The organism is Noviherbaspirillum denitrificans, assembly GCF_002211445.1.
Classification (GTDB): domain Bacteria; phylum Pseudomonadota; class Gammaproteobacteria; order Burkholderiales; family Burkholderiaceae_D; genus Noviherbaspirillum; species Noviherbaspirillum denitrificans.
The window spans coordinates 4,412,129-4,422,024 of sequence record NZ_LSTO01000001.1; the positions used below are offsets into that span (position 1 = coordinate 4,412,129).

Sequence of the window (9,896 nt, forward strand, 5' to 3'; positions counted from 1 at the left end):
TGCAAGGCATGCAGGAAGGCAAAGGACAGGAAAGGGTTGCTTTCGCCTTGCGCCGCGACCAGTCCGTCCCAGTGTGCCTGGCCGATCTCGTCAAGGGAGGAAACGATTTGCGTGCGATAATTCACTATTGATATCAAACCATCTTTTTGCCTCGGGCTGGCGGCGCGCACGGATGTTTCCGATGCTCAAACCAACAGCGCCTTGCCGGCGGTTGCCGTGCCATTCATTCTACGCAAATTCGACGCAGCGGTTCGATGCGCAGGCAATGCAAGCGGGGCTGGTTCTAAAAGGTAAGCCTGATGATGAATCCCGAGTTTTTTAACCTCTATTCGCATGACTTTGCCCGGGTCGCAGTGGGCGTTCCGGTTTGCCGGGTTGCGGATCCCGTGTTCAACGCGAAGGAAACGATAGCCCTGGCGATCGAGGCGGAAAAGAACGGCGCGGCATTGATCGCCTTTCCCGAACTGGGATTGTCCGCGTACACCTGCGACGACCTGTTCCACCAGAAAGCCTTGTTGGACGCGTGCCAGCATGCGCTGGCCTCCATCGTAGAAGCGTCGGCGACACTCGACATCGCCATGATCGTCGGCATGCCGTTGCGTGTCGAACATCAGTTATTCAACTGTGCCGTCGTCGTAGCGGCTGGCAAGATTCGTGGAATTGTTCCCAAGAGTTACCTGCCGAACTATGGCGAGTTCTACGAGGCAAGGCAGTTCAGCCCGGCTGACAGTGTCGCTGTCACCGAGGTCACGCTCCTCGGCGGCACTGTGCCCTTTGGTGCCAACCTGCTCTTTGAATTGGAAAACCAGCCGCTGTTCCGTTTCCATGTCGAAATCTGTGAAGACGTCTGGGTGCCGATCCCGCCTTCCACCTTTGCCGCGCTTGCCGGCGCTACGGTGCTCGTCAACCTCTCGGCGTCCAACATCGTCGTCGGCAAGGCCAGGTACCGGCACCAGCTGGTGTCGCAACAGTCGGCGCGCTGTCTTTCGGCCTACTTGTATTCTTCGGCCGGCAAAGGTGAATCGTCGACCGACATGGCGTGGGACGGACAGGCGCTGATTTACGAGAATGGCGAGCTCCTTGCAGAATCCGAGCGGTTCTCGGACAGATCACACCTCGTCTACGGCGACATCGACCTCGAACGGCTGTCGCGCGAGCGGATGCGCATGTCCACCTTCGGCGACTCGGTGCGCCGCCATGCCGGTGAAGTGGCCAGGTTCAGGAAGGTAGCGTTTCCTCTCAACCTCCCCGTTACGGGCAAGCTGGCGTTGAGCAGGAATGTCGAACGCTTCCCCTATGTTCCTTCCGATGCCAGCCGCCGCGATGAACGTTGCAGCGAGGTCTACAACATCCAGGTGCAGGCACTGGTGCAGCGCCTGTCGGCATCCGGCATGCAGAAGGTGGTCATCGGCGTGTCGGGTGGGCTCGATTCGACGCACGCCTTGCTGGTCTGCGCGAAGGCGATGGATCGCCTCGGCCTTCCGCGCAAGAACATCATCGGCATTACGATGCCGGGGTTTGCCACCAGCGAACGCACGTTGCTCCAGGCGAGGAAGCTCATGGAAGTGGTCGGGTGTTCAGCTTCGGAAATCGATATCCGCCCGAGCTGTCTGCAGATGCTCAAGGACATCGGGCACAGCTACACCTCGGGCGAGGAGAATTACGACATCACCTTCGAGAACGTGCAGGCGGGCGAACGCACCAGCCACCTGTTCCGCCTCGCGAACCACCACCAGGGCATCGTCATCGGTACTGGCGACCTGAGCGAACTCGCGCTGGGATGGTGCACCTATGGCGTGGGCGACCACATGTCGCACTACAACGTGAATGCCAGCGTGCCCAAAACCCTGATCGTGCACCTCGTGCGCTGGGTCGCGGAAACCGGCCAGATCGGTGCGTCGGGTTCCGATGTGCTGCTGAGCGTGCTCGACACCGACATCAGTCCGGAACTTGTGCCGGGCAAGGGGAAGGATGCGCCGGAACAGAAGACCGAGAGCGTGATCGGGCCGTACGAGCTGCAGGATTTCAACCTCTACTACACGCTGCGTTTCGGCTTTTCCCCGTCGAAGGTCGCTTTCCTCGCGCATGCGGCGTGGGGAAACCGGGACGCGGGACGCTGGCCGGAAGGCGCGCATGTAGTCCGCAACCAGTACGGCGTGGGCGATATCAAGCGCAACTTGGGTATTTTCCTGCGGCGCTTCTTCCAGACCAGTCAGTTCAAGCGCACCTGCGTGCCGAATTCGCCCAAGGTGGGCTCCGGCGGGTCCCTGTCTCCGCGTGGAGACTGGCGTGCGCCGAGCGATTCCGAATCGGCTGTATGGATGCGCGAACTGGACAAGGTTCCCGACCAATAAGCCGGGTTGCAGCCCGGGCAATGTAAAATAAACGAAACACATCGCCGGCAGGTACATGGCGGTTATAGTTGCGGATTCGTAAGTGAAACAAACTAAGGAGCTGTCATGAAGCTGGTTACTGCAATCATCAAACCTTTCAAGCTGGACGAAGTTCGCGAAGCGCTCGGCGAAATCGGCGTCACCGGCCTGACTGTGACGGAAGTGAAGGGCTTCGGCCGCCAGAAGGGCCACACCGAGCTGTATCGCGGCGCCGAGTATGTTGTCGACTTCCTGCCGAAGGTGAAGATCGAGGCTGTCATCGACGACAAGGTGGTGGAACAGGCAGTGGACGCCATCATCAAGGCGGCGCGTACCGGCAAGATCGGCGACGGCAAGATTTTCGTGCGTGAAGTCGAGCAGGTCATCCGTATCCGTACCGGCGAAACCGGCGCAGACGCAGTTTAAGCAGCATCCACGTCACAGCCCGGCCGGCGCGTTTTCAGCGTGCCGGCCGGGCTGTGTCGTTTACTATTCGATTTTCACGCCTTTGGCCCAGGTCACCATGCGGAATGCCGTGATGCCCAGCGCGCTCGACCACAGGGCGAAATCAGCCGGCACACCGGTCTTCTGCATGAGCAGGTACATCCAGCAACCGGCGAACGAGCAGATCGCATAGGGCTTGCCGTCGCGCAGGACCATCGGAATCTCGTTGCAGACAATATCGCGCAGCACGCCGCCGAAAATACCGGTGATGACGCCCATCATCGAGGCGATGAACAGCGGCATGCCGGCTTCCAGCGCCTGCGACACGCCGACGATCGAAAACAGGCCCAACCCCAACGCATCCGCCGTCACGATCAGGCGTTCCGAAATGATCTTGCGCAAAGTGCGGATGGCCGGTGCGGCCACCATCGCGAGCAGGAAGATGAGGATGGCGTATTCCTGGTGTTCTACCCAGAACAGCGGGCGCCTGTCGAGCAGGATATCGCGCAGTGTGCCGCCGCCGAATGCGGTGATGAAGGCGACCGTGAAAATCCCGACCACGTCCATCTTCTTGCTGCGCGCCTCTATGAAGCCGGAGAAGGCTCCGACGAGGATAGCGACGATTTCAAGGATCTTGACGATGGTCATGCAGGCGGGTGGGGGAGTTGTTTGCCTGCATGATACTTGGGGTGGGGCGGAAAGCAAGCGAGGCGCGGCGATCCTTTACGCCTTGAGCAGCACGACGAGCGCCCCCGCGCCACCGTCCGCCGCGCGGGCCTGGCAGAAGGCAATCACTTCGTCCTTCTGCACCAGCCAGCTGCGTACCTTGCTCTTGAGGACCGGTTCCTTGTTGACCGAGCCGAGTCCCTTGCCATGGATGACGCGCACGCAGCGCACGCCGCGCTTGACGGCGTTGCGCAGGAATTCACCCAGCGCCTCGCGCGCCTCGTCGCGGCGCATGCCGTGCAAGTCGAGCTGCGCCTGGATCACCCAGTGCCCGCGGCGCAGCTTGCGCAGGATGTCGCCGCTGATGCCCGGGCGTGCATAGCTCAACTCGTGGTCGGTATCCAGGAGGGTGTCGACGTTGAATTCGTCGGACAGTGATTCTTCGAGCGCCGCCTGTTCATCGGCCATGCGCTGCTTGGGAATCGGGAGAGGACGCTCGACGTTCGCTTCGGCCTTGCCCGATGGCGAAAGGGGCTGGACGTCGCCGATGCTGCGGCGGAAGAGTTCGGCGTCACGGCGGCTTTCCTTTTCACGCCGCTGGCGTTCTTCCTCGGCCGCCTTGCGCGCCTCTTCCTGTGCCTTGATCGTCGCCCGCAGGGATTTCAGGGCGGCGAAGTCTTTGATGGAGCCAGACATGATGGATTCCTGATGCCGACGGTACCGAGGCATGGTACCGCCGGCGTACTACGATGGATCAGCCTTCGAGGCTTTCCAGATAACGCTGTGCGTCGAGCGCGGCCATGCAGCCGGTGCCGGCGCTGGTCACGGCCTGGCGGTAGACATGGTCCTGCACATCGCCGGCGGCGAATACGCCCGGGATGTTGGTCGCGGTGGCGAAGCCTTCCGAGCCGCCACGAGTGCGGATGTAGCCGTTCTGCATCTCCAGCTGTCCTTCGAAGATGCTGGTATTGGGCTTGTGGCCGATAGCGATGAACACGCCCTGCACCGGAAGGGGAGTGACGCTGCCGTCCTTGGTCGACTTGATGTTGACGCCGGTGACGCCCGAGGTGTCGCCCGTCACTTCATCCAGCGTGTGGTCCCACTTCACTTCGATCTTGCCTTCCTCGACCTTGGCCATCAGGCGGTCGATCAGGATAGGCTCGGCGCGGAACTTGTTGCGGCGGTGGATCACCGTCACCTTGCTGGCGATGTTGGACAGGTACAGCGCTTCCTCGACCGCGGTGTTGCCGCCGCCGACCACAGCCACGGCCTGGTTCTTGTAGAAGAAGCCGTCGCAGGTGGCGCAGGCGGACACGCCCTTGCCCATGAAGGCTTCTTCGGAGGGCAGGCCGAGGTATTGTGCGGACGCGCCGGTGGCGATGATCAGCGAGTCGCAGGTGTATTCGCCGGAATCGCCGATCAGCCGGATCGGCTTCTCGTTCAGCTTCGCGGTGTGGATGTAGTCGAACACGATCTCGGTGTTGAAGCGCTCGGCGTGCTGCAACAGGCGCTGCATCAGTTCCGGTCCTTGCACGCCCATCGGGTCGCCAGGCCAGTTTTCGACGTCGGTGGTGGTCATCAGCTGACCGCCCTGTTCGACGCCGGTGATGAGTACAGGCTTCAGGTTGGCGCGCGCGGCGTAGACAGCAGCGCTGTAGCCGGCCGGGCCGGAACCGATAATCAGTACGTGGGCGTGTTTGGTGGTTGCCATAGGAATAGGGGGAGTAAGGGAATAATTCGGCTGTGCAGGCGATTCATATGTCGCCAAAAGGCAAATATTCAAGTGCTTCCCGGGTACATATTCGGGATTGCTCCTGAAAAACTGGTTAAGATTATAGTCGAACCCGCATTCCGCGCCGAGCGACGACGATGCGGGACTGCCCCGAATTTGCAGGCATCATGACCAAAACGACACAAGCTTATACTCGCAATACCAATCAGACCGAAGCGCATCCCTTGCCGAACCGGCTCGTACGCCTCCTTTCCGAGGCGCGCTGGTTCGTGCTGGCCATCGTTACCGTTTATCTCATTCTTGTCTTTCTGACATATTCCAGGACTGATCCGGGCTGGTCGCAGGCCAATGTCGTGCCGCAGATTGCCAACTGGGGCGGCAAGATCGGCGCCTGGACAGCGGACCTGATGCTGTTCATCTTCGGATTTTCCGCATGGTGGTTTTGCGTGTTCCTCCTGCGCTCGGTCTGGGCCGGTTACCGGCGCCTGTCGCACCGCTTCCTGCTGCAGAAGGAGCCTGAGCCGGAGCACCACACCGAAGTCTGGATCCGCGCCATCGGATTCGGCCTCATCCTGGTCGGCAGCGTCGCGATCGAACACCTGCGCATGTACACGCTCAAGGCGCAGCTTCCGCGTGCGCCTGGTGGCGTGCTGGGCGAGCTGCTCGGCGGAGCGGCGCAGAATGCCTTCGGATTTACCGGCGCCACGTTGTTCCTGCTGCTGATCTTTGGTGTCGGTTTCAGCCTGTTTTTCCATGTCTCCTGGCTGAACGTCGCCGAGCGTGTGGGCGGGGCGCTCGAGGACGGCATCAATTACATCCGCAATTTCTACTCCGCACGCGAGGACCGCAAGGTCGGCCAGGTCGCTGCCGTCAAGCGCGAGGAAGCGGTGGTGCAGGAGCGCGCCAAGATCGTCGAGGCTACGCCGATCCGCATCGAGCCGCAGGTCGTATCCGTGCCGAAGTCCGAGCGCGTCGAGAAGGAAAAACAGGTGTCGCTGTTCGCCGACCTGCCCGACACCAACCTGCCGCCGCTGTCGCTGCTCGACGAGCCGCCGCCGGCGCAGGAAACGGTCAGCGTCGAAACGCTGGAATTCACCAGCCGCCTGATCGAGAAGAAGCTCTCGGATTTCGGTGTCGAGGCGAAAGTGGTCGCCGCCTATCCGGGCCCGGTCATTACCCGCTACGAGATCGAGCCGGCTACCGGCGTGAAGGGCAGCCAGATCGTCAACCTCGCACGCGACCTCGCGCGTTCGCTGTCGCTGACCTCGATCCGCGTGGTGGAAACCATCCCGGGCAAGAACTACATGGGCCTGGAGCTGCCGAATCCGAAACGCCAGATCGTGCGCCTCACAGAGATCCTCGGCTCCAAGGTGTACAACGACAGCCACGCGTCGCTGACGGTCGCGCTGGGCAAGGACATCGCCGGCAACCCGGTCGTGGCCGACCTTGCGAAAATGCCGCACCTGCTGGTCGCCGGTACCACCGGTTCGGGCAAGTCGGTCGGCATCAACGCGACCATCCTGTCGCTGCTGTACAAGTCCGACCCGAACAGCGTGCGCATGATCCTGATCGATCCGAAGATGCTGGAAATGTCGGTGTACGAAGGCATCCCGCACCTGCTGGCGCCGGTCGTGACGGATATGCGCCAGGCCGGCAATGCGCTCAACTGGGCAGTGGCCGAGATGGAGCGCCGCTACAAGCTGATGTCCAAGCTTGGCGTGCGCAACCTCGCGGGCTATAACAACAAGATAGCCGACGCGGAAAAGAAAGAGGAAAAGATCCCCAACCCCTTCAGTCTGACGCCGGACGCACCGGAACCGCTGGAAAAGCTGCCGACCATCGTCATCATCATCGACGAACTGGCCGATCTCATGATGGTCGTCGGCAAGAAGGTCGAGGAACTGATTGCCCGCATCGCGCAGAAGGCGCGCGCGGCGGGCATCCACCTGATCCTCGCGACCCAGCGTCCGTCGGTCGACGTCATCACCGGCCTCATCAAGGCCAACATCCCGACGCGCATCGCCTTCCAGGTCAGCAGCAAGATCGACTCGCGCACTATCCTCGACCAGATGGGTGCGGAAACCCTGCTGGGTATGGGCGACATGCTCTACATGCCGCCGGGAACCGGCCTGCCGATCCGTGTCCACGGCGCCTTCGTGTCGGATGACGAGGTGCATCGCGTGGTGCAGCACCTCAAGGCGCAAGGGGAACCCAATTACATTGAAGGCATCCTAGAAGGTGGTGTCCTCGAAGAAGGAGGCGATGTTGCGCTTGGCGGCGCGAGCGGCGGTGACGGTGAATCCGACGGCTTGTACGACCAGGCGGTGGCAGTGGTGCTGAAGAACCGCCGCGCGTCGATCTCGCTCGTGCAGCGTCATTTGCGCATCGGCTACAATCGCGCAGCCCGCCTGCTCGAACAGATGGAGCAGAGCGGCCTTGTTTCTTCGATGCAATCGAACGGCAACCGGGAAATCCTGGTGCCTGCATCGAACAATCCCGAATAGGAAAGCGGCTTTGAAACAGACAGCAAGTCGACCATTTTCAATCACACAGCACGCCGCACGCCTCGTTGCGGCGTGTGTGTTTGCGCTGCCCGCATTTGCGAATGCGGCTGCGCTTGACCAGTTCAAATCCTTCGTCAGCAGCACGAAAGCGGCCAAGGGCGAGTTCGTGCAGAAGCAGGTAAAGGCCGTGGGCAAGGGCGAAGCCGCGGGCGGCACGTCGAGCGGCACGTTCATGTTCGCGCGGCCGGGCCGGTTCATCTGGACCTACCGGAAACCCTACGAGCAATTGCTGCAGGCCGATGGACAGAAACTCTATATCTACGACAAGGACCTGAACCAGGTCACGGTCAAGCAGCTGGGCGACGCGCTTGGCTCTTCGCCGGCGGCCATCCTGTTCGGCAGCAATGACCTTGAAAAGAATTTCACGCTGAAGGAAGCCGGCGCCCGCGACGGCCTGGAATGGCTGGAAGCGACGCCGAAGACCAAGGACACCACGTTCGACCGCATTGGCATCGGCCTGAAGGATGGCGTGCCGCACGCAATGGAATTGCGCGACTCCTTCGGCCAGGTATCCATCCTCACTTTCAACAAGTTTGAAAAGAACCCGTCGATCGGAACCGACCAGTTCCGTTTCGTGGTGCCCAAGGGCGCCGACGTGTTCCAGCAATAACAAGAAAGCCGCGGGCCACACCCGCTTCACGCCATGGCATCCATTCCGCTCGCCGAACGCCTTCGGCCCAAATCCCTGGACGAGGTGATCGGCCAGCAGCATCTGCTCGGTGCCGGCAAGCCGCTACGCGTCGCATTCGAGTCCGGCGAACCACATTCCATGATCCTGTGGGGCCCTCCGGGTGTGGGCAAGACCACGCTGGCACGGCTGATGGCGGACAGTTTCAATGCCGAGTTCATTGCGCTGTCGGCAGTGCTGTCGGGCGTCAAGGACATCCGTGAAGCGGTGGAGCACGCCCAAATAGTGCGTGCCAATTCCGGCCGCCGCACCATCCTGTTCGTTGACGAAGTACACCGCTTCAACAAGAGCCAGCAGGATGCCTTCCTGCCGCACGTCGAGAGCGGACTGTTCACCTTCATCGGCGCGACCACCGAGAACCCGTCGTTCGAAGTCAACAGCGCGCTGCTGTCGCGTGCCGCCGTGTATGTGCTGAAATCGCTGTCGGACGAAGACCTCGACGAGCTGGTCGACCGCGCCTGCATTCAGGAGCTGGACGACCTCGATTTCACCCCGGAAGCGAAATCCACGTTGATTGCCAGCGCAGACGGCGACGGCCGCAAGCTGTTGAACAACCTCGAAATTGTCGCCCGCGCCGCTGCCGCGAACGAGTCGCAGGAAGTGGACGAGGCGTTGCTTGGTACCGCGTTGGCCGAGAACCTGCGCCGCTTCGACAAGGGCGGAGATGCGTTCTACGACCAGATCTCCGCACTGCACAAGTCGGTGCGTGGCTCCAATCCGGACGGCGCGCTCTACTGGCTGGTGCGCATGCTCGATGGCGGCGCCGACCCGCGTTACCTGTCGCGCCGGATCATCCGCATGGCGGCCGAAGACATCGGCCTGGCCGACCCGCGGGCATTGCGCATTTCGCTGGACGCTGCGGAAGTGTACGAACGCCTCGGTTCACCGGAAGGCGAGCTGGCACTCGCCGAGGCGGTGGTTTTCCTCGCCTGCGCGGCCAAGTCGAATGCCGTCTACAACGCCTACAACGCCGCCCGCGCCTTCGTCGCCAAGGACAAGTCGCGCCCGGTGCCGGAGCACCTGCGCAACGCTCCGACCAAGCTGATGAAGGAGCTCGGCTACGGCAAGCTGTATCGCTATGCGCACGACGAGCCGGATGCCTATGCGGCCGGCGAGACCTACCTGCCCGAAGGCATGAAGGAACCCGGCTGGTACCAGCCGACGCCGCGCGGGCTGGAGGGCAAGATTGGCGAAAAGCTGGCCTGGTTGCGCTCGCTCGACCGCGAAGCCCGGAAAAACGAAAAGAAGTAGTCCGGGAAGCCTTTCCGGACACCCGCCGCCGCTTGGTACAATGGCGGTTTAGTCTTTCCTAAACCGGCATTTCCATGATCGATATTCAACTTCTCCGCAAAGACATCGACACCGTCGCCGCCCGCCTGGCCGCGCGCAAGTTCCAGCTCGACGTCGCAGCCTTCAACGCGCTCGAAGCC

Annotated in this window: 8 protein-coding genes and 1 pseudogene; 5 read left to right on the top strand and 4 right to left on the bottom strand. The window is 61.7% G+C overall.

Annotated features, from left to right (window positions below; genetic code table 11):
* Positions 1–125, bottom strand: a pseudogene (locus AYR66_RS30175) (GNAT family N-acetyltransferase); the annotation flags it as partial.
* Between the two features lie 174 nt (positions 126–299).
* Between AYR66_RS30175 and AYR66_RS21385 the strand changes: the two are divergent.
* Positions 300–2,354 (top strand): NAD(+) synthase, encoded by a 2,055-nt coding sequence (locus AYR66_RS21385; protein ID WP_088709186.1) that lies wholly within the window; start codon positions 300–302, stop codon positions 2,352–2,354.
* Between the two features lie 105 nt (positions 2,355–2,459).
* Positions 2,460–2,798 (top strand): P-II family nitrogen regulator, encoded by a 339-nt coding sequence (locus AYR66_RS21390; RefSeq protein ID WP_088709187.1) that lies wholly within the window; start codon positions 2,460–2,462, stop codon positions 2,796–2,798.
* A gap of 63 nt (positions 2,799–2,861) precedes the next feature.
* Here AYR66_RS21390 and AYR66_RS21395 read toward each other — a convergent pair whose 3' ends face one another.
* From AYR66_RS21395 to trxB, 3 genes are all read right to left on the bottom strand, one after another.
* Positions 2,862–3,464, bottom strand: a complete 603-nt coding sequence (locus AYR66_RS21395; RefSeq protein ID WP_088709188.1) for a trimeric intracellular cation channel family protein — start codon at positions 3,462–3,464, stop codon at positions 2,862–2,864.
* Between the two features lie 75 nt (positions 3,465–3,539).
* Positions 3,540–4,178, bottom strand: a complete 639-nt coding sequence (locus AYR66_RS21400) for a Smr/MutS family protein (RefSeq protein WP_088709189.1) — start codon at positions 4,176–4,178, stop codon at positions 3,540–3,542.
* Between the two features lie 58 nt (positions 4,179–4,236).
* Positions 4,237–5,193, bottom strand: coding sequence for a thioredoxin-disulfide reductase (gene trxB, locus AYR66_RS21405; protein ID WP_088709190.1), 957 nt, complete (start codon positions 5,191–5,193; stop codon positions 4,237–4,239).
* Positions 5,194–5,381: 188 nt separating this feature from the next.
* Between trxB and AYR66_RS21410 the strand changes: the two genes are divergently transcribed.
* From AYR66_RS21410 to AYR66_RS21420, 3 genes are read left to right on the top strand one after another with little or no spacing between them, the layout of a single operon-like run.
* Positions 5,382–7,718, top strand: coding sequence for a DNA translocase FtsK (locus AYR66_RS21410; protein WP_088709980.1), 2,337 nt, complete (start codon positions 5,382–5,384; stop codon positions 7,716–7,718).
* 40 nt (positions 7,719–7,758) lie between these two features.
* The gene (lolA, locus tag AYR66_RS21415; RefSeq protein WP_234815051.1) at positions 7,759–8,388 is read left to right on the top strand and encodes an outer membrane lipoprotein chaperone LolA; all 630 of its coding nucleotides are present in this window, start codon (positions 7,759–7,761) and stop codon (positions 8,386–8,388) included.
* A gap of 33 nt (positions 8,389–8,421) precedes the next feature.
* On the top strand, positions 8,422–9,717 hold the full coding sequence (locus AYR66_RS21420; protein WP_088709191.1) for a replication-associated recombination protein A: 1,296 nt from the start codon (positions 8,422–8,424) through the stop codon (positions 9,715–9,717).
* Positions 9,718–9,896: the final 179 nt, after the last annotated feature.

Bases quoted from the DNA above. Each gene is read 5' to 3' on its own strand.
- AYR66_RS21410 (WP_088709980.1), top strand. From the start codon at position 5,382: ATGACCAAAACGACACAAGCTTATACTCGCAATACCAATCAGACCGAA.
- AYR66_RS21400 (WP_088709189.1), bottom strand. From the start codon at position 4,178: ATGTCTGGCTCCATCAAAGACTTCGCCGCCCTGAAATCCCTGCGGGCG.
- trxB (WP_088709190.1), bottom strand. From the start codon at position 5,193: ATGGCAACCACCAAACACGCCCACGTACTGATTATCGGTTCCGGCCCG.
- AYR66_RS21390 (WP_088709187.1), top strand. From the start codon at position 2,460: ATGAAGCTGGTTACTGCAATCATCAAACCTTTCAAGCTGGACGAAGTT.
- AYR66_RS21395 (WP_088709188.1), bottom strand. From the start codon at position 3,464: ATGACCATCGTCAAGATCCTTGAAATCGTCGCTATCCTCGTCGGAGCC.
- AYR66_RS21420 (WP_088709191.1), top strand. From the start codon at position 8,422: ATGGCATCCATTCCGCTCGCCGAACGCCTTCGGCCCAAATCCCTGGAC.
- AYR66_RS21385 (WP_088709186.1), top strand. From the start codon at position 300: ATGATGAATCCCGAGTTTTTTAACCTCTATTCGCATGACTTTGCCCGG.